Annotated in this window: 25 protein-coding genes and 1 tRNA gene; 6 read left to right on the forward strand and 20 right to left on the reverse strand. The window is 50.2% G+C overall.

Features of this window, described 5'->3' with window-relative positions:
• Positions 1-127 precede the first annotated feature (127 nt).
• The 3 genes from ABD836_RS03670 (at position 128) to ABD836_RS03680 (ending at position 2,831) form a co-directional block, all read left to right on the forward strand.
• Positions 128-610, forward strand: a complete 483-nt coding sequence (locus ABD836_RS03670) for a nuclear transport factor 2 family protein (RefSeq protein ID WP_344932459.1) — start codon at positions 128-130, stop codon at positions 608-610.
• A gap of 23 nt (positions 611-633) precedes the next feature.
• A complete protein-coding gene (locus ABD836_RS03675; protein ID WP_344932460.1) occupies positions 634-2,322 on the forward strand; it encodes a class I adenylate-forming enzyme family protein in 1,689 nt (562 codons plus the stop codon).
• 80 nt (positions 2,323-2,402) lie between these two features.
• On the forward strand, positions 2,403-2,831 hold the full coding sequence (locus tag ABD836_RS03680; RefSeq protein WP_344932461.1) for a YkvA family protein: 429 nt from the start codon (positions 2,403-2,405) through the stop codon (positions 2,829-2,831).
• Positions 2,832-2,887: 56 nt separating this feature from the next.
• On the opposite strand, the gene bcp is transcribed toward ABD836_RS03680, so the two are convergent.
• The 9 genes from bcp to ABD836_RS03725 all read right to left on the reverse strand — a co-directional run bounded on the left by bcp (position 2,888) and on the right by ABD836_RS03725 (position 9,093).
• Positions 2,888-3,364 carry a thioredoxin-dependent thiol peroxidase gene (gene bcp, locus ABD836_RS03685; RefSeq protein WP_344932462.1) on the reverse strand — a complete coding sequence of 159 codons (477 nt, stop codon included), beginning with the start codon at positions 3,362-3,364 and terminating at the stop codon, positions 2,888-2,890.
• Between the two features lie 35 nt (positions 3,365-3,399).
• A complete protein-coding gene (locus ABD836_RS03690; protein ID WP_344932463.1) occupies positions 3,400-4,860 on the reverse strand; it encodes a DNA recombination protein RmuC in 1,461 nt (486 codons plus the stop codon).
• Positions 4,861-4,930: 70 nt separating this feature from the next.
• A complete protein-coding gene (locus ABD836_RS03695) occupies positions 4,931-5,848 on the reverse strand; it encodes a PhzF family phenazine biosynthesis protein (RefSeq protein WP_344932465.1) in 918 nt (305 codons plus the stop codon).
• 133 nt (positions 5,849-5,981) lie between these two features.
• On the reverse strand, positions 5,982-6,563 hold the full coding sequence (locus tag ABD836_RS03700; protein ID WP_344932466.1) for an NUDIX hydrolase: 582 nt from the start codon (positions 6,561-6,563) through the stop codon (positions 5,982-5,984).
• A gap of 22 nt (positions 6,564-6,585) precedes the next feature.
• Positions 6,586-7,062, reverse strand: coding sequence for a flavin reductase family protein (locus ABD836_RS03705; protein ID WP_344932468.1), 477 nt, complete (start codon positions 7,060-7,062; stop codon positions 6,586-6,588).
• 128 nt (positions 7,063-7,190) lie between these two features.
• Positions 7,191-7,652, reverse strand: a complete 462-nt coding sequence (moaE, locus tag ABD836_RS03710; RefSeq protein WP_344932470.1) for a molybdopterin synthase catalytic subunit MoaE — start codon at positions 7,650-7,652, stop codon at positions 7,191-7,193.
• Between the two features lies 1 nt (position 7,653).
• Positions 7,654-7,914: a MoaD/ThiS family protein gene (locus ABD836_RS03715; RefSeq protein WP_344932471.1), complete on the reverse strand. Its 261-nt coding sequence runs from the start codon at positions 7,912-7,914 to the stop codon at positions 7,654-7,656.
• Positions 7,911-8,405 carry a cyclic pyranopterin monophosphate synthase MoaC gene (gene moaC, locus ABD836_RS03720; RefSeq protein WP_344932472.1) on the reverse strand — a complete coding sequence of 165 codons (495 nt, stop codon included), beginning with the start codon at positions 8,403-8,405 and terminating at the stop codon, positions 7,911-7,913. Before moaC ends, ABD836_RS03715 begins: the two co-directional genes overlap by 4 nt.
• A gap of 37 nt (positions 8,406-8,442) precedes the next feature.
• The gene (locus ABD836_RS03725; RefSeq protein WP_344932474.1) at positions 8,443-9,093 is read right to left on the reverse strand and encodes an MBL fold metallo-hydrolase; all 651 of its coding nucleotides are present in this window, start codon (positions 9,091-9,093) and stop codon (positions 8,443-8,445) included.
• 195 nt (positions 9,094-9,288) lie between these two features.
• Between ABD836_RS03725 and ABD836_RS03730 the strand changes: the two genes are divergently transcribed.
• Complete coding sequence (locus ABD836_RS03730) at positions 9,289-11,106, forward strand: amidase (RefSeq protein ID WP_344932475.1); 1,818 nt, start codon at positions 9,289-9,291, stop codon at positions 11,104-11,106.
• A gap of 65 nt (positions 11,107-11,171) precedes the next feature.
• Here ABD836_RS03730 and ABD836_RS03735 read toward each other — a convergent pair whose 3' ends face one another.
• Positions 11,172-11,567, reverse strand: a complete 396-nt coding sequence (locus tag ABD836_RS03735; protein WP_344932476.1) for a hypothetical protein — start codon at positions 11,565-11,567, stop codon at positions 11,172-11,174.
• A 378-nt stretch (positions 11,568-11,945) separates the two neighbouring features.
• On the opposite strand from ABD836_RS03735, the gene ABD836_RS03740 reads away from it, so the two are divergent.
• Positions 11,946-12,035 (forward strand) — tRNA-Ser (locus ABD836_RS03740).
• Positions 12,036-12,112: 77 nt separating this feature from the next.
• Here the strand turns inward: ABD836_RS03740 and ABD836_RS03745 are convergent.
• Entirely contained in the window at positions 12,113-13,276 is a 1,164-nt protein-coding gene (locus ABD836_RS03745) for an Arm DNA-binding domain-containing protein (protein WP_344932477.1), read from the reverse strand.
• A gap of 92 nt (positions 13,277-13,368) precedes the next feature.
• Between ABD836_RS03745 and ABD836_RS03750 the strand changes: the two genes are divergently transcribed.
• Positions 13,369-13,722, forward strand: coding sequence for a hypothetical protein (locus tag ABD836_RS03750; protein ID WP_344932480.1), 354 nt, complete (start codon positions 13,369-13,371; stop codon positions 13,720-13,722).
• Positions 13,723-13,763: 41 nt separating this feature from the next.
• Here the strand turns inward: ABD836_RS03750 and ABD836_RS03755 are convergent, their stop codons facing one another.
• The 9 genes from ABD836_RS03755 to csrA form a co-directional block, all read right to left on the reverse strand.
• Positions 13,764-14,117, reverse strand: a complete 354-nt coding sequence (locus ABD836_RS03755; RefSeq protein ID WP_344932481.1) for a phiTE_015 family protein — start codon at positions 14,115-14,117, stop codon at positions 13,764-13,766.
• An 18-nt stretch (positions 14,118-14,135) separates the two neighbouring features.
• Complete coding sequence (locus ABD836_RS03760; RefSeq protein ID WP_344932482.1) at positions 14,136-14,570, reverse strand: nucleoside triphosphate pyrophosphohydrolase family protein; 435 nt, start codon at positions 14,568-14,570, stop codon at positions 14,136-14,138.
• Positions 14,571-14,628: 58 nt separating this feature from the next.
• On the reverse strand, positions 14,629-14,895 hold the full coding sequence (locus ABD836_RS03765; protein WP_344932483.1) for a hypothetical protein: 267 nt from the start codon (positions 14,893-14,895) through the stop codon (positions 14,629-14,631).
• Between the two features lie 12 nt (positions 14,896-14,907).
• Positions 14,908-15,156, reverse strand: a complete 249-nt coding sequence (locus ABD836_RS03770; protein WP_344932484.1) for a hypothetical protein — start codon at positions 15,154-15,156, stop codon at positions 14,908-14,910.
• Complete coding sequence (locus ABD836_RS03775; RefSeq protein WP_344932485.1) at positions 15,153-15,431, reverse strand: hypothetical protein; 279 nt, start codon at positions 15,429-15,431, stop codon at positions 15,153-15,155. The genes ABD836_RS03770 and ABD836_RS03775 overlap by 4 nt, the downstream gene beginning before the upstream one ends.
• Entirely contained in the window at positions 15,428-15,778 is a 351-nt protein-coding gene (locus ABD836_RS03780; RefSeq protein WP_344932486.1) for a hypothetical protein, read from the reverse strand. Before ABD836_RS03780 ends, ABD836_RS03775 begins: the two co-directional genes overlap by 4 nt.
• Before the next feature lies 1 nt (position 15,779).
• Positions 15,780-16,253: a hypothetical protein gene (locus ABD836_RS03785; protein WP_344932487.1), complete on the reverse strand. Its 474-nt coding sequence runs from the start codon at positions 16,251-16,253 to the stop codon at positions 15,780-15,782.
• A gap of 62 nt (positions 16,254-16,315) precedes the next feature.
• The gene (locus ABD836_RS03790; RefSeq protein ID WP_344932488.1) at positions 16,316-16,516 is read right to left on the reverse strand and encodes a hypothetical protein; all 201 of its coding nucleotides are present in this window, start codon (positions 16,514-16,516) and stop codon (positions 16,316-16,318) included.
• Between the two features lie 10 nt (positions 16,517-16,526).
• Positions 16,527-16,751, reverse strand: a complete 225-nt coding sequence (csrA, locus tag ABD836_RS03795) for a carbon storage regulator CsrA (RefSeq protein ID WP_344932490.1) — start codon at positions 16,749-16,751, stop codon at positions 16,527-16,529.
• Positions 16,752-16,753: the final 2 nt, after the last annotated feature.

Here is a 16,753-nt window from a genome sequence, read left to right on the forward strand (position 1 = left end):
TACCAAAAACCCCAGCAACAGGTTTACTTTTTTACTGCGAAGACAATTCATCCATATGGATCATGCCCAGCAGGGCTCACTAACCCTAATATAGTGGGCTGATACTGCAGCAAAAAGGACTATAATAATGAGCCAATCGAGTTTAGAAAGCCTCCTAGCCATAGAGCAAATTAAAAAACTCAAGTACACCTATCTACGTGCGGTCGACACCCACGACTGGGAGCTACTTAGCTCAACCCTTACCAAGGATTGCAGCGCGCGATACGACCAAGGCAAATACAGTTACGATAACCGTGACGAGCTTATTAGCGGCTTGCGAGGCCATATGGATTCGCCGTCGGTTCTTACCATGCATAACTGCCACCACCCCGAGATCGAGCTGGAGAGCGCAGCAACAGCAAACGGTAAATGGTATTTACAGGATTTGGTTTTCAATAAAGAACAAAACTGGATGCTTTTCGGAACTGCTATTTATACGGATCACTACCGTCTCGAAAATGGTGTTTGGCAAATTTGTCACACAGAATATGCCCGCATTATGGAAGCAGTTAACTCGCCTATTCCCGCTAGCCTCGCATTTACCCACAATATGTTTGAAGCAAAGCCCTAATCCACGCCACAAAAGTGAAAAATATGAACGATATTGCCGCCCGTCTGCACACCGCCACTGAACAGCTTTGCCAGCCGGGTGCGCCGTTCGAAATTGAAACCCGTAATAGCGGTAGCAGCGAACTACGCTTCTATAAGAATGCCCCCAATACCCTGCGCGAGCTACTCGACACCGGTCGTAACTTTGAAGAGCAGGAATTCCTTATTTATCAGGATGAGCGACTAACGTTTAATACTTTTTTTGCTCGCGCAGATGCCTTCTCGCACTATTTGGTCACTGAGCTGAGCATTGCCAAAGGCGAGCGCATTGCCATTGCCATGCGCAATTACCCCGAGTGGATGATCGCCTACTACGCCATTGTCAGTATTGGCGCCGTGGTGGTTCCCCTCAACTCATGGGGAAGTGCCGACGAGCTATGCTATGGCCTGAGTGATTCCATGGCCAAGTTGGTGATCTGTGATCAGCCTCGGTATGACGCAATCCTTTCCGGTGCAGACCAGCTGAGCTGCCAAACTATTTTAGTACGCGCCAAGGATGATCAAGCCGGACTATGCTTTGAAGATATCGTTCGCGCTAATCTCGGCGCCGCTATGCCAGAGATTCGGTGTGATAGTGACGATATTGCGCAAATTATGTACACCTCTGGCACCACTGGTCGGCCAAAGGGAGCGGTGTCGACTCATCGCAATATCTGCCAAGCAATATTCAGTTTCGAGTTTCATGGTATGTGTTCGGCGATGGCCAATCCCGAGTCCATTGGCAAAATGTTCAGCGCCGGCTTTGCGCCCTGCACATTACTCAGTGTACCGCTGTTTCACGTCTCAGGCTGCTACGCGGCTTTTCTACTCAACCTGCGTGCCGGTCGCAAAACCGTCATGATGTATAAATGGTCAGCCGAAGAAGCATTGGCTTTAATTGCCAAGGAACGCGTTACTATTTTTAGTGCTGTGCCATCAATGGTGGTCGACTTGTTGCGCCACCCAAATTTTAAGACCACTGATACCTCGAGTCTATTCTCCCTTGGCGGTGGCGGCACCGCTTGTCCGCCGAGTTTTAGTAGCGCAATTGCTGAAAATCTTAGCGACGCCTATGTGGGTACCGGATATGGCATGACTGAGACCAACGCGATATGCGCCAGTTGCACCGGGGATGCCTTTCTCTATAAACCCAACAGCGCTGGCACACTGTCACCGCTTGTTGAATGGCAAACCAGAAGCCCAGAGGGAGATGTTCTTGCCCAAGGAGATGTCGGCGAAATATGGCTGAAATCAGCCTGCAACATTTCCGCTTACTGGAACAAACCAGACGCCACCGCCGAAAGTTTTATTGATGGCTGGATGGCCACTGGGGATATTGGCTATATCGACGATGAAAATTTTGTATTCCTCGTCGACCGCGCTAAAGACCTCATTATTCGTGGCGGGGAAAACATCTACCCCGCAGAGATTGAATCCTGCCTCAGTCAGCATTCAGGCGTTGCCGACAGCGCGATTATCGCGATTCCCAATGAGCACCTTGGTGAAACACCAGGGGCAGTTATTCGAGTTCGGCAAGGCGCAGACCTCAGCGAGACTGATATCAAAGATTACCTGAACACAAAACTTGCTGCGTTTAAACAGCCCAGCCATATTTGGTTCGTCGACGAGGAGCTTCCCCGCAATCCGGCGGGTAAAGTCTTGAAGCGCGAACTGCTTAAACGCTTTATGAACTAACAATCTGATTAGCCGTGGGGTTTGCGCAATAGCCTATCCCACGTAGTATGCGTGCTATATACCGCCATCAGAGTATCGCTATGTTGTTCTTTTCCAAAAACCGCGCCAAGCATGTGCTGGAAGAAGGTGCCGCCGAGCTGGATGAGGAAAAACTACAAAAGACCCTCAGTAATCGCCAGCGAATCGTCAAGATGGTGACTGATAATGCCTCACTCTCGCCTTACATAAGCCAAGTCGGCACGCTATTTAATTTGGTCCAGGATTACGTCAAAGGTGAATATCGCGAAGTGCCTTGGTGGTCCCTAGGGTCAATTACTACCGCCCTACTCTATATCTTAATGCCCATGGACGCCCTGCCCGACCTCATCCCGATTGCGGGGTATCTCGACGACGCAGTGGTGTTAAAACTGTGTTTGGACATGGTCAGTAAGGATTTAACTAAATACCTGCAATTTAAGCAGCAAGGACAATCGCCTGTTGGGAGATCGACAAACAATCCCGAAACCTGATGTTTTTGGCCGAACGGCGATATTAGCCTCCGGCCCGGCCCAAGTTTAATAAGGCGTTACTGCGCTAGCTCATCCAACACTTCCATCAGTGTTTCGTGGTGAGATTTGGTTTTGAATTTATCCATGATCTTGAGCAAGCGGCCGTCGTCACCAATAATAAACGTGGTTCGCACTGTGCCCATATTCTCCTTACCCATAAATTTCTTCAGCTGCCAGCAGCCATATTTATCAATAACGGCGTGATCTTCGTCAGACAGTAAGGGGAAGTTCAACTCATACTTGTCGTGGAATTTCTTTACTTTGGGAACCGGATCAAAACTCACGCCAAGCACTTGAAAACCGAGTTTATCCAATTCGCCGCGCACATCTCGCAAACCACAGGCTTGCAGGGTGCAGCCCGGTGTGGATGCTCTCGGGTAAAAATACAAAACCACGCCTTTTTTACCTTTGAAGTCTTTTAGGCTAACGGTCTCGCCATCTTGATTCTGTAAGCTAAATGCAGGGGCAAGATTGCCAACTTTCGGTAATGCCATGTTAGATCTCCTCTATTAATAAGTGCGGAATCGTTTTAATTGCCTTCAAGCTCGGAATCGTCTTCAACATCCACATCCGCGCGATCGGTCAACGCCACTGGCAAGGTCTTTTTAACCTTGGCGCCAAGCGCCTCCAGCCGACTAACTCGGCCAACTAAATTACCCCGCCCCATCGTCATTCGATTCATGGTTTTATCAAAGGCATCGCGGCCGCGATCGAGATGTTTACCAACGTCCTCCAACGACTGCACAACCAGCGCAAACTGGTCGTGCAAAGCCCCGGCTTCTTTTGCGATTTTTTCGGCATTTTGATTTTGCCGCTCGTAGCGCCAAATACTTTGCACAGTACGTAACGTCGCTAACAAGGTCGTGGGGCCGACAACGATGATGTTTTTCTCATACGCATTGCGAAACAGTTCTGGATCATGTTCAAAGGCCGCCATAAACGCCGCCTCTACCGGAATAAAAATAAACACGAAATCGAGGGTGCGCAGTTCTTCAATATGTTCGTAGCCTTTGGTGCTTAAACCGTTGATATGGGCTTTTACCGACTGCGCGTGCTCTCGCAAAAAAGCCTGGCGCTCACCCTCGTCTTCACTACTGCAGTAGCGCTCATAGGCAATTAGCGAGACCTTGGCGTCGATAACAATGTCTTTATCATCTGGCAAGCGCACAATAACATCTGGCTGGCGGCGCTTCCCGCTGTCGTCGGTAAAACTCTGTTGAGTAAGATACTCATGGCCCTTGCGGAGGCCAGACTCCTCTAGCACACGCTCTAATATTACCTCACCCCAATTTCCCTGAGCTTTATTATCGCCTTTCAGCGCGCGCGTTAAATTCTGAGCCTCTTTACTGATATTGCGGTTCATTTCCTGCAAATTTTTCAACTGCTCTTTGAGCTCGCCGCGCTCGCGATTCTCGTCGCTGTAGATATGATCTACTCGGCCGCGAAACTCTGTGAGTTGATCACGAAAAGGCTTCAATTGCAGTTCGAGTGCCTCGCGGCTGTGACTTTGAAAGCGCTGGCTTTTCTCGTCGAAAATTCGGTTAGCTAACTGTTCGAATTGATCTGTTAATTGTTTTTTTGCATCGCTGAGCAAGGCGATTTGCTCTGCTGTCGCGGTTTGAAGATGCTGATAGGCACTCTGCTGACGGGCAAGTTCAGTTTTTAACTCGCTATTGATTTGTTCATGCTGACTGAGGCTAGCCTTGTTCGCGAGCAATGTTTCGGCCTGTTGCGCGACACGGTCGGCATTGACTGCAAGATCGCGCTGACTGATATGCAAATGCTCCCGGCAAGTCGCTAAACTCCCTTCCATCTCCCTGAGCTGTGCCGATAGCTGCTCAATAGTTAATTGCAAGGTATCTATTTGCTTGCCGAGTGCGTCCTGCTGCACCGCTGCAATTCGGCGTTGAATAAGCAAGCCGGCGCCAAGACCTATGAAAAGCGCGAGCATTGTTGCGCCGGCAAGCATGAGTAATAATTGTTGATCCATGTATACGTGGTCCCGATCTAGTCGCCAAAGCCACGCCGCAAATCGCTATTTTATAGCCATGCGTGGTCTATTATTCATTTTCAGGGGCGCGCATCGTACCGCTGGCTACCATCACCGCGTCACCACCGACTCTGACGACCATCGCCGCCGTTGCTTTTTTTACGAACTCGACCTTTAACACACTTTGGCGTTGTGCTTTGTGTCCCCGCTCCAACCAGAGCGCGTGGGTACCGTCGGCTAAGCCACGGGTTTCACAAAGGCCAGCGACAAAAGCAGGAATGGCCGCGCCCACCGGCGGACTTTCGTCCTGCGCGATATGGGCGCCTAGTATACGCAGGTGGAAGTCAGTCTGCAGTGATTCCGTCTCTCGGCAATATACCAATATCTCATTTACTGGCGCGGAACCGGCACTGCTGCGGGCCCAAGCCTCCAGGTTAAATCGTGCGCGGTATACTGCGTCTAAAGACCGCAGCGGTACAATTAAATAGGAGGAGTCACAGCTCACGAACAAGGTTTTGGCTTTTAGAGTTTCAATGTCATGTGGCCCTAAGCCCAATACCGCTTGCAGCTCCTTCGCATCAGGTACGTAGCGATCAATTTGCGCGCTAACCGACATCGACAGCTGAGTTAACAGCCGGCCGTCGACTTGCGATAAAACCACATCAAATATTTTATCGCTCTGCGAAAATTGTGTACTTGAACCTTGCTCAGCCACAGGCAAGGCAGCACTGTGCACCAAAGCCCGAGCAGCGGCGACAACGCTGTGGCTACCCACTGCGCGCTCACTTTGTGGCGAGAACACTTTTAGCTCTGCACTCACATTATTTTTACCCGGCAAAATAAACACCGTTTCTGGGTGATTTATTTCTCTTGCCATAATTTGCATTTGCCGAGCCGTTAAACCGTCGGCTTTTGGAAATACGGTGATTTGGGCGCCGTTAAAAGGCGTGGGAGTAAAAACATCAACCGTGTGAAATACATAATCCATAGCGCAATCCTGTACAGGGTAATAATAAAGTTACTGGCCTTACCTGGGCCTATCGCCCGCGCAAGCTTAAAAAAGCCCTATCATTACCATAGCCCGAATCAGGGAATATGCCCACAGCGATATTTTAAACGTCTTATTCTTCTACTGTTCGTTCTGAATTAGGCTTCCAGCCAACGTGTTTAGCCCATAGCGGACTTGGCGTGCTAACACGAATTGGATAGGTATCGGTTTTCCGATCTTCAAAATATTCAGTCAAAACATCCGTCACAATCGGAAAGGCGAGTTCTGACCAAGGAATTTCAGCCTCGGTGAATAATTTAGATTCTAGGCTCTCTGGGCCAATACCAAAGCCACCGTCTAAATTACCGCGGTAAAAAACATACACTTGATTGATATGGGGAATATCGAATAAGCGGTATAGCGCCTCGTCTTTGACTTTGGCAGCAGCTTCTTCCAGCGTTTCACGTAGCGCACCGGCCAACATGGTTTCGCCGTTTTCCATAAAACCTGCAGGAATCGTCCAAAAACCCAATCTAGGCGCAATAGCCCGACGGCACAGCAACACTTTATCACCGGCAATGGGCAAACACCCCACCACAACTTTGGGGTTTAGGTAATGTACTACGTCGCACTGAGGACAAACATGGCGGAGGCGATTGTCGTCTGCAGGGATCTGCTGTATTAGCTTTGCCCCGCAATTACTACAGTAATTCATCAACCGCCCTACTCCCCATTATTTAGCGTAGCTCGCCATACTTACCAGCGTGGAATACTAAGGGTTTGCTACCCGGTTTAGTATCCATTTCGATTACTTTACCAACAATAATAATATGATCGCCGCCGTCATACTTCGCCCACATCTCACACTCAAAACTCGTTAAGCTGCCGCGCAACACGGGCGCGCCACTTTTGCCTATACGAAAGTGCTCGGGCGCCAGATCGTGGTCGTTCTTTTTCGAATAAGCATTCGAATGTGTAACTTGATCACTGGCCAAAAAGTTGACTGTAAATACCTTACTCTTGTTAAAGGCATCTAGACATTCAGAGTCATTGCGCAAACTCCACAAAACCAACGCTGGATCCAGTGACACTGAAGCAAAGGAATTCACCGTCATTCCAAAGGGCTTGTAACCCTCGGGATTGGCCGTAATAACACAGACGCCTGTTGGATATTGACCAAGGGCATTTCTAAACTCACGGGGATCAAGACTCATAAGGCTTCCTGTCTATTTTGAAATTGCAGCTTTTCGCCACTTTATTTATGCGCTGCATTATACACGGCACGTACAACTTTGTTCATTGGCGTGACTACCTCAAGTGGACTACGCCTGTCGCGTGCGGGCTAGCTTTGCCAGCGCGTTAGCGCATTTTGATCTGTTTGACGGGCATCAACCCAGCGCTGTTCACCGTCCGCCTTACATTCTTTTTTCCAGAACGGCGCCTCCGTTTTTAAGTAGTCCATAATAAATTCGCAGGCTTGAAATGCGTCATGGCGATGGGCCGCGCTAACACCGACAAACACAATCTGATCCTGCGGATACAAGATCCCTACCCGATGAATAACTGTCACCGCGAATAAGGGCCAGCGATGATCAGCCCGATCAATAATTTCAAAAATACGACGTTCCGTCATACCGGGATAATGTTCTAACTCCATGGTCAGCACATCATCGCCTTGGTTGCTGTCTCGCATGAGGCCGACAAACTGAACAACCGCACCGCATTGCCTAGTTTTCGAACTGAGTGATACGCACTCGGCGCCGACGTCAAAATCAGCTTCGCTAACGCGAACCTCTACATCCATATCAACCCCCGGTTACAGGCGGGTAAAACGCAACTTCATCGCCACTTGCAACAACATCATTATCTCCGGCGAGATCCTGATTGACCGCACATAGCGTATTTTCGGCATACAAGATCTCGCGCCAGACGTCGCCTTTCGCGGCTAACACTGCTTTTAATGTTGCCACTGTGCTTTTACCTGGATCGATCTCATTTACCGCCACCGTAAATGTAGAGATCCCGAGCTGCTCGCGGTACTTTGCAAAAAAACGTACGCTGATCATGCTTTAACAGCTCCGTCAAAATGCCATTCACCTGAGCGACCACCCGATTTAGCCAATAATCGAATATCACTCACCACCATGGCTTTATCAACCGCCTTACACATATCGTAGATTGTCAGTGCCGCCACCGAAACTGCCGTTAGCGCTTCCATCTCCACGCCAGTCTGCCCCGCCAATTTACATATCGCGATAATATCAACCGCATTGCGCTCATGGTCTAACGCAAATTCGACCTTAACTGACGACAGCATAAGCGGGTGACACAAGGGAATAAGGTCTGCACAGCGCTTAGCGCCTTGAATTCCGGCTATACGCGCAACGGCGAGCACGTCGCCTTTTTTATGGCCGCCACTGGCAATAAGTGCCAAAGTTTCCGGTGACATGCTCACCGAGCCCGCCGCACGCGCTTCCCGCTGCGTCACAGCCTTGTCGGTCACGTCGACCATTTGCGCATTACCTTGAGGGTCAAAATGGGTTAAGCCCTTACTCATATATTTCTCTTACTTGCTAAATGGCTAATTTTAAAGATCAAGCAAAACGTTCGTCAGCAACAAAGGGATTGGTCGCACGCTCGTGACCAAATGTCGAGGCTGGACCATGACCCGGTATAAAGGTGACATCGTCGCCCAGCGGCCACAACTTATTCTGTATAGACGCAATTAAGGTGTCGTGGTCGCCACGGGGAAAATCTGTACGGCCAATCGAGCCTTGAAAAAGCACGTCGCCAACAATCGCCAAGCGCGCTTGTTCGTGGAAAAAAATCACATGGCCGGGAGTATGGCCCGGACAAAATTTAACTTGCAGTTTCTGATTGCCAAATTCGACGGTATCTTCGTCATTCAACCAACGGTCCGGGGTAAATGGGTCGGCATGGGGAAAACCGGTCATTTTGCACCACTCGGGTAGCTTATCAATCCAGAATGCGTCTTCTTTCTGGGGCCCGATAACCTCGACACCGTACTTTTTCCGCAACACGTCCGCAGCCGCACAATGGTCCATATGGCCGTGGGTTAAGTAAATTACGTCCAAGGTTCCGCCCAGAGTGCTTATTGCGGCCTCAATTTTTTCTATATCACCACCGGGATCAAATAACGCAGCTTTACCGGTTTCCTCACAAACCATAACCGAGCAGTTCTGCTGATACGCCGTCACCGGCACGATCGTGCACTTAATCGTCATATGCCATCAAATTTCATTCGCTAAAAAGCCAATGATAAGGAGTAACACAGAAAGTTAACAGGTTTAGCCAGTAAATCATGGCGAAGAGACCTATAACAGGGGCCGTGGCACGGTAACTGCTTATGTACTCACTACTTACATTTAAAACTTACACTTTCGAGACAGGGAATTAGTTTCACTAACGAGGTAGCTTTTATGCGAGTTCATCCCGCGTATATCTTTTGTTTATCAACACTCTTAGGCGCTTGCGGCGGCTCTAGCAGTTCTTCATCAGTGCCGCGCTCAAACACCACCGAGCCCACGCCTTTTGTCTTAGAAGAAACCACCATTGACGAGATTCATGCCGGCTTTCGCGGCGAACGAGTCCTCGCCGACGGCAGCCCCTTAAGCTGCGAAAGCCTTACGGAAATGTATATACAGCGCATATACGCATATAACGACAACCCCCAGCCGAATGGCGGCTTACCGATCCGCGGCGTCCTAGCGATAAACCCCCAGGCAATAAATATCGCTAAGGATCTAGATGCGCTCTACGCCCGCGATGGCGGCATTGGAAATCGCTACCTGCACTGCATGCCGGTGTTACTGAAAGACAACTACGATACGTTCGACTACCCTAGTACGCAGGGCTCCTACAGCATGCTTGGTCACCAGGCCGGTGTCGACGCGAACTCTGTCGCGGGACTCCGCGACGCCGGCGCACTAATATTGGGCAAGGCCAATCAGGACGAGTTTGCATTTTTCACTACCGGCTTTTCCAATCGAGCTATTCAAGTCAGCAATCCCTACAATACCAGCGAGAGCCCTGCGGGCTCGTCATCTGGCACCGGCGCCTCACTTGCAGCGAACTTTGCCCTAGGCGGCACTGGCAGCGATACCTGTCAATCAATCCGTCACCCCTCTTCAGTCAATGGCTTGGTCGGTATACGACCCAGCCTTGGCGTTATCTCACAACACGGTATTTTTCCACTGTCACATCAACGCGATACCGGCGGCCCAATGACTCGCACCGTGAAAGACGCCGCGCTAATGCTAACTGCAATGGCTGGTGTCGACCCCCGTGATCCAAAAACACTAAATTTTCCTCAGGAGTTGCGCCCAAGTAACTATAGTAACTATTTAGACCGCGACACCTATGGTGTAAAAGGCCAGAATATCGGTGTTATTAAACAACTTGGCACCTCTGCAGACGCTGCTGGCACCGGCACTCAGGGCGAGTTAATTGCCGCCGCCGCTGAAAAAATGCGAGAGATGGGCGCAAATATTTATGACGTCTACCTGCCCGACTTCGAAAGCAAAGGTGCCGGTACGCGCCACTACGATATGAACCAATACTTTGAAGCATTTGAAGCCGAGGGTGGCAGCAGCGAACGCCACTGCGTTAGTAGCCTGGCCGTAGATGCCGACACGGCTCACAACCGTAGTGAGTGTAGCGGCATAGATGGCATCATAGAAACAGGTCGAGTTGGTCCCCGCACCGCCGCGTTGTTTGCACTCGTCGCAGCAGACGATCCCAACCTCGCCCCCACTGATGACGAACTACAAGCCATTGTCGATATGCGCGACTACACCACCCAAGTAATGAACGCACTCGTTGATGCCGACGGCAATCCCGTTTTAGACAGCGCCGGTGAGCAAGTGCGGATCGACGCCTTAATTCTTAGCCCTGGCCCAAGCGGCGGCAGAACCTGCGACTTTGGCTCGACCACACAAATGGGGTCTATCGTTGTTCCGGTTGGCTTTGACGACAGCGTTGGTGTGCCTCGAGGAATGGAAATCTTTGTTCGCCAGTTTGATGAAGGCACCGGCCTAGGCATTGCCTATGATTACGAACAGGCCACCCTACATCGCAAGCCGCCGACCATCGAGGCAAGCCCACTTAACGCCAATCAAACCACAGCTGAATTTAATGCGAGAATGCAGCAGGCACTTATGGACGGCGCTGCAGTCGCACCTGAAACGCTACCACTAGAGACCTACCAGAAAGTATTGCAAGACATTAGCGGTGGCTAAACGAAAATGGCCGCGACAAAGTCGCGGCCATTTTCCAATCAACACAATATCGTTAGCTCAAGCGCTCATTTGTAGACAACCTGCCCTCTGTACATTTGTCGAGACTGACGCTGCCCTGTAGATCCTGCGGTAACACCATCCTCTGCAGCAGCAGCAGCGGAGCTCTGCGCCTTATCACGCAGCACTTTACTGCCACGATACATAATCTCTATTTGATCTAGATTCTTTTTCACAGCTGGTGTTGAAGATTTTGTCGATTGCTCTAACTCAAACGGCAAACCGCCCAATTTCATGATTTCCACTACGGTTTTACGCGTGAAAGGATCACGGCTTTTTTTGCCCAAACCTCCGAGCGTTGTAAGCAGTTCTGGGTCAGCCAAACGTATCCGCGTCCCAAATTCCGCGAAAATTCGCGAACGCAACTGCTGCAATAGCGCCACCATCTCAGGAGAATACACCATAGGATCCCTTAGAATATTTAAACACCAACTGACACAACGAGCAAAAACACACTGTATGTCAGCAATAAATGTTCCATAAGCTAAACATCTATTAACTCAAGTACTTAAATCAAAACCACCACACCACATGCATCCAAATAGCGCACAGGGAATTGAGCGCACCAACAATAAGCATCAAATTTACTGAAAACAAATTGGCAATTGCCATTGCACCCAAACTTCGTTAGAGTAGCCGCCCTTAAATCTAGCTGTAATTTGATTTAAAGAAAATTCTTGAAGAGTGCCCCGACGCTTTATCAAAGAAAGCGCGACAACGAGCATGCAGGCGTGCGGCCTGACGCTCATAAAACCATCTAAAACTGCATAACAAGCGATTTTGGTGAGGTGTCCGAGTGGCTGAAGGAGCACGCCTGGAAAGCGTGTAACGGGTCAAACTGTTCGAGGGTTCGAATCCCTCCCTCACCGCCATTTAAACGATTGATAGTAAAGGGATTTATTTCTGGCAGTATCGGTTTGGGTCTGTTTTGGGACTAAATCGGGGACTGTTAAAGGCCTAGGAGCTTGTTGGCTAGGTCTGCTTTGCTGATTCTTTCGTCTTCTCTTATATATTTTGAATACTTCCTGCGCAGCATTGCTTCGGAGGTGTGCCCCATTTGGTCCATGATCCACGACAAATCTAATCCGGCGGTTAATGCTTGCGAGGCGAATGTGTGTCTGCAATTCACTGGGCCGCGAAACCTTACCTCTGCTTTTGCCAAATGCCGTACCCAGAACCCCTGCCTATATAGCTGAATGTCGGTATACGGGCTGCCCGTTCTGGTGTTGATGAATACCGGCCTAAATTGCTCTTTTCGCGTGGTGCGGTTGTCGCGCTGCAGTACGTCTATTGTTATGGGTGCTAGGTGGCCGGTAATTTGATATTGGCTGCGCAGGGCTTCAAGTGCTGGCTTTAGCAAATCGATTTTGCGTTTAGAGCGCTTGGTTTTGGTGGCTTTGTATTGCCCGGCCACAATGGCGCGTTGCAGCAATGCGTGGGCGTTGTCTAGGTCTACATCATCCCAGCCCAGCGCCATTGATTCAGAAGGCCTTGGGCCGCTCCACATCGAAAACGCCGCAAAGTTGATTTCGCCCTGTCGGCTGGTTTTGGTTTTTAGGATGGAGTCGATTTCGGCGCGGGTGAACGGGTCTGGGTCTTCGTCGTCTGGCAACGAAACCTTAATGCCCTCTACTGGGTTAAACGCCGTTTTATTGCGCTGGCGGTAAAGGGTAAATACCTGGTTCATTAACGACACAATCTCTTTAATCGATTTGTTGGACAAGTGCTTCAAATCGTTAGCGATCCAGTCTTCTACGTGAATAGAGTCTATTTTGTCGGCTTGGCTGTTGCCCCAGCGCGGCCGAATATGGCCATTTATCCAACGGCGGTAATTTAAAATGGTACTGGGCGCCACTTGTCGGGCTTTAATCTGCAGCCACGTATCTAGCCACACCGCCACGGTATTGCCTTTAAGCTTTGCGCTATTGGGAAAACGACGGGAATAGTCGAAAGTACCGGCCTTAATCTCGTGCTTTATTGTGGCTACCAAACCCTCGGCATAGCGTTTATTCTCGGCCGTTGGGTCAATACCCAACGACTCGCGGCACTTCTCGCCATTAAAGTAAAAATACACCCGCAGCGTACCGCCGTGGACTTCCCAACCCTTCGCCATTAATATCGCCCGTTAATCAAACCGAGTGGCCAAGGTGATACACCTGCCCTACCCGGTCAAGAATTGCCAATCACAGAACAGGGAGTTCGCCCATGCGCCGCGCCATATTGTTATTTATATCTACCGTGATAACTGCCTGCTCTGGCCCCTACGATGACCAGCTCGACATTATAAACTACGCCTACGCAGAGCACGTACCCAACGCCAAAGGTGCTTGGTGCACCCACAAAACCATTAATAACCGCGAATACATTGGCTGCCCCTATCAAGTGTCAAAATACAAAAAAACTGCACTATGGATACTCCAAGGCAGCACGTATTACGCGGTAAACGGAACGGCCCGAGGCGACCGCGAAACAATTGGCACCTACACCGACTTTAAAGATATGCCCTTACCGCTGCCGGCCGATATCGACATACCGGCGGCGATTAAAGCGTTTAATTAATAACACCGCATTGCGCGGGACGGAGCCCGCGAACTGGGTGTTCAACGCCTAACCCGTTTGTTGTATTCCGCTTGGATTATCTCGACTTCTTTCCAGTCGAAACCGCCTCGTTGCGCCAACCTTTCGAGGCTCTGGCTGGTTCCGTACAGCGCGGAATACATGGCGTAAATTTTCTCAGCAGTCGTCCAGTCAATATCCAGCCCGTGTTGCATTGGGAACCGTCGCGTTGAACAACTCGGTGAACGAGACGCACACCATATTTCATAAGCGAGCTTGGTATCTTCGTTCTCGTAAGGATTGTCCGGCACGCCATTGGTGCTCATGAAAATTTGATCCAGACAAAAGCCTTTTTCGTCTGCCCAAGCTTCAAATTGTTCCATCGTTTTCTCATTCATGCGCTCGTTACCTCTAGGTTAAATTTTGCGCCCGCGAGTGCCCCGAGCTTCGTTGATAGCCATCTTGCGCAGTAGCTGGGCTTCGATGTCGATCCCCTGGGTTACGGTCAGGTCGAGTACTCGCAAGATAATGTCTGCCAGTTCTTCTCCCAGCTTGTCAGTGGGGTGGTCGCCTCGGCATTCGTTCACGGCTTCGCCCACTTCGCTAGCAATTAATGCAAGGGCTTCCAGCACGGTTTTGTTGTGCCAGCCCATGCGCTCCACCCAGTCATGTTGAGCGTGGGCAATGCCAGAAATTGTCTGTGGCGGGGTGTCGCTGCTGACCTTGCTGGCACCTCTAAGGGCACCATCAAAGTTGTGCATCACTTCTGGAAAATCGTCATCTACTGGCGCGGTTTGGCGCAGAGCCATGCCTGTTCTGTAAACTTCTCTAAGTGCTTCAAGTTCGCTCATTTGAGCCTCCAAAATTTAACAGTTCACGGCAGCGGATAAACCGCTGCATATTTGGGTTCTACAGCAAATCGGCTAATTCGATTAGTAGTCGTTTTGCTGTCTTCTCTGATAACATTCGTCGAGTCTTCTGCGTCTCGCCAAATTCATCAAGGCTTTCAGTCACCAGCGCTACGTTCTCGCCAGCTCTCCTTTCAAAATACGGGGATTGCCGATTTTCTGTAGAACAACTCGCTGTAGAGGAACTTGGCTTTCCAAGTATCGAATTAAGGCGCTCAACAGCCGCGCTTTCGCGCTCTAACATTTGTTTCCGTTCTAAATTATTCATCTTTAATCGTCCTCAAAGCTCAAGGGTTCTATGATACCTATTGCCCTTGCCGCGCTTCTTTTTTGGCCCGTATGCTGGGGAGATTATGCGCGGTGAAACATATTCAATATCCACAGGAGGGTGTGGTGTGATTTCAAGCTCACGCGCAGAACCCTCTTTTTCGTTTATCGCAATACAGTGCTCAGCTAGTGCAGCGGCAACACGCTGTACTTCGTGGCTAGACGGGCCGCTGCCGATAACAACACAAACTTTTTTGGTCACTTATTACTCCACCGCTCAATGTCCCAGCCGCGCTGCTCTAACCAATGCAAAAACTCAAATTGATCGGCGTTGGAATAATCGGGCTCGTCGGTGATAAACAGGCAGCGCTTTACCAATTCGCGATTGGATTGGTCAAAACCCACACTGATATCGAGGAAAGGCACTGATGAATAGCTGTCGTGGCACATGCTGGCGCCGATACGCGCAAGACGGCCAGCGCTGGAGCTGCTGCCCATTTGTACGATTCTTTCTTTTAGTTCGTCGAGTAGTTTCATAATTGCCCCATAAATTTCTGAAAATTAATATTGATCTTGTTAAACATCGCCGCCGCTTCGGGTTTGTGGTCCAGTTCGGCGCGGCTCTTGATATTGCATGCCACTAAAAAGAAGTCGCGGGCGTCTTCTTCGTCGTGGGTGCCGTCGGGTATGTCCATTGGATATTTGGCGTTGCGCATGCGGTCTAGCCAAAGCCGAAACTTTGGGTTTTGGCAGAGCATGGCAGCGCGGCGCGAAAGCGCCCCGCCCTTCATGGTTGTTCGTCCTTTGCCATTTGGCAGGCGGCATAAGCAAACCACCACACCAAAATCACCAGACACAAACCCAAACCCAAACCCAATAGCCATTTCACGACTGCATACCTTTGGCCGAAAACTCCAAAGCATTGCGCGCTATGCGGCCGCGATCTTCCATAACGTGGGTGTTGTCGCCTACTGTCCACGAGCCGCTGTATTTAGCTTGGGCGGCGTAGAAGTGGACGGCTTGCGACATGCTGGTGAGCTTGTGTTGCAGGGCGTCGGGTATGCGGCCGGCGGCGGCAAGTGCGGTGCGAAGTTCGCTGGCGCTGATGACAATGGCTAGGCCGTTGGCCATGTCTTTTACGTTGTCGTGGCCGTTGCCTTGCCAGTAGTACACGTCGGCGTCTTCGTCGCCGCGCCGGTGGTTGGTGAATTCTTCGGCTTTGGCAAGCCGCCCGCGCCAGTAGTGCACTTGGGTTTGCAGGCGTTGGATCTCGCCAATGTAGATGGCGAGTTTATCGCTTAAGGGAGACGTGGTAGCCTGCTTGGCGTCACGATTTACTGGGTTCATTACTGTTTGCATGGTGTTGCTCCTGTTGATTGTGGCAGGCATCGGAAAGTTGGCGCTTTCCGGTGCCACCTTTCTTAAGATTTGCTTAGCGGCCCTACAACATCACGCAGATCAACCCCAGTGCCTCTGCTCGATAAACGCATATCAATGACTTCCTGAACTGCTTTTTTCATGGGGCCAGCAGTTTGGTTAAGCGCTTCATTTCCATGCTGATCAACCATTCGCTCAGCAAAAAAGTTTCTGGCACCAGCGCCTTTTAATTTGATCGTTTTCATTAGCTACTCCTCACCCAGCAACCAAGCGCTGGCGCTCGTCGGTCATGGTGGCCACGTTGTTGCGCTGGGCTTGTTTACTGCGGTAGATTTCCTCGCGGTCTACGGCTACGTTCTTTTCTGCGGTTATGCCCAATCGCACTTGGTTGCCTTTAACGCCCAGCACGGTGACTTCGGTTAGTTTTCCGTTGTCGTCTACCATTAGGGTTTCGCCTATCCGTCTCGTTAATATCAGCATGG

It is taken from the genome of Zhongshania borealis (assembly GCF_039539625.1).
Taxonomy (GTDB): domain Bacteria; phylum Pseudomonadota; class Gammaproteobacteria; order Pseudomonadales; family Spongiibacteraceae; genus Spongiibacter; species Spongiibacter borealis.

Excerpts from the sequence above, each read along its gene's own strand:
- ABD836_RS03780 (WP_344932486.1), bottom strand. The coding sequence starts at position 15,778 with ATGGCTATTGGGTTTGGGTTTGGGTTTGTGTCTGGTGATTTTGGTGTG.
- ABD836_RS03775 (WP_344932485.1), bottom strand. The coding sequence starts at position 15,431 with ATGAAACTACTCGACGAACTAAAAGAAAGAATCGTACAAATGGGCAGC.
- ABD836_RS03670 (WP_344932459.1), top strand. The coding sequence starts at position 128 with ATGAGCCAATCGAGTTTAGAAAGCCTCCTAGCCATAGAGCAAATTAAA.
- ABD836_RS03785 (WP_344932487.1), bottom strand. The coding sequence starts at position 16,253 with ATGCAAACAGTAATGAACCCAGTAAATCGTGACGCCAAGCAGGCTACC.
- ABD836_RS03675 (WP_344932460.1), top strand. The coding sequence starts at position 634 with ATGAACGATATTGCCGCCCGTCTGCACACCGCCACTGAACAGCTTTGC.
- ABD836_RS03725 (WP_344932474.1), bottom strand. The coding sequence starts at position 9,093 with ATGACGATTAAGTGCACGATCGTGCCGGTGACGGCGTATCAGCAGAAC.
- ABD836_RS03750 (WP_344932480.1), top strand. The coding sequence starts at position 13,369 with ATGCGCCGCGCCATATTGTTATTTATATCTACCGTGATAACTGCCTGC.
- ABD836_RS03730 (WP_344932475.1), top strand. The coding sequence starts at position 9,289 with ATGCGAGTTCATCCCGCGTATATCTTTTGTTTATCAACACTCTTAGGC.
- ABD836_RS03695 (WP_344932465.1), bottom strand. The coding sequence starts at position 5,848 with ATGGATTATGTATTTCACACGGTTGATGTTTTTACTCCCACGCCTTTT.
- ABD836_RS03700 (WP_344932466.1), bottom strand. The coding sequence starts at position 6,563 with ATGAATTACTGTAGTAATTGCGGGGCAAAGCTAATACAGCAGATCCCT.
- ABD836_RS03755 (WP_344932481.1), bottom strand. The coding sequence starts at position 14,117 with ATGAATGAGAAAACGATGGAACAATTTGAAGCTTGGGCAGACGAAAAA.
- csrA (WP_344932490.1), bottom strand. The coding sequence starts at position 16,751 with ATGCTGATATTAACGAGACGGATAGGCGAAACCCTAATGGTAGACGAC.
- ABD836_RS03735 (WP_344932476.1), bottom strand. The coding sequence starts at position 11,567 with ATGGTGTATTCTCCTGAGATGGTGGCGCTATTGCAGCAGTTGCGTTCG.
- moaC (WP_344932472.1), bottom strand. The coding sequence starts at position 8,405 with ATGAGTAAGGGCTTAACCCATTTTGACCCTCAAGGTAATGCGCAAATG.
- ABD836_RS03680 (WP_344932461.1), top strand. The coding sequence starts at position 2,403 with ATGTTGTTCTTTTCCAAAAACCGCGCCAAGCATGTGCTGGAAGAAGGT.
- ABD836_RS03765 (WP_344932483.1), bottom strand. The coding sequence starts at position 14,895 with ATGAATAATTTAGAACGGAAACAAATGTTAGAGCGCGAAAGCGCGGCT.
- moaE (WP_344932470.1), bottom strand. The coding sequence starts at position 7,652 with ATGGATGTAGAGGTTCGCGTTAGCGAAGCTGATTTTGACGTCGGCGCC.
- ABD836_RS03790 (WP_344932488.1), bottom strand. The coding sequence starts at position 16,516 with ATGAAAACGATCAAATTAAAAGGCGCTGGTGCCAGAAACTTTTTTGCT.
- ABD836_RS03705 (WP_344932468.1), bottom strand. The coding sequence starts at position 7,062 with ATGAGTCTTGATCCCCGTGAGTTTAGAAATGCCCTTGGTCAATATCCA.
- ABD836_RS03745 (WP_344932477.1), bottom strand. The coding sequence starts at position 13,276 with ATGGCGAAGGGTTGGGAAGTCCACGGCGGTACGCTGCGGGTGTATTTT.
- bcp (WP_344932462.1), bottom strand. The coding sequence starts at position 3,364 with ATGGCATTACCGAAAGTTGGCAATCTTGCCCCTGCATTTAGCTTACAG.
- ABD836_RS03760 (WP_344932482.1), bottom strand. The coding sequence starts at position 14,570 with ATGAGCGAACTTGAAGCACTTAGAGAAGTTTACAGAACAGGCATGGCT.
- ABD836_RS03715 (WP_344932471.1), bottom strand. The coding sequence starts at position 7,914 with ATGATCAGCGTACGTTTTTTTGCAAAGTACCGCGAGCAGCTCGGGATC.
- ABD836_RS03690 (WP_344932463.1), bottom strand. The coding sequence starts at position 4,860 with ATGGATCAACAATTATTACTCATGCTTGCCGGCGCAACAATGCTCGCG.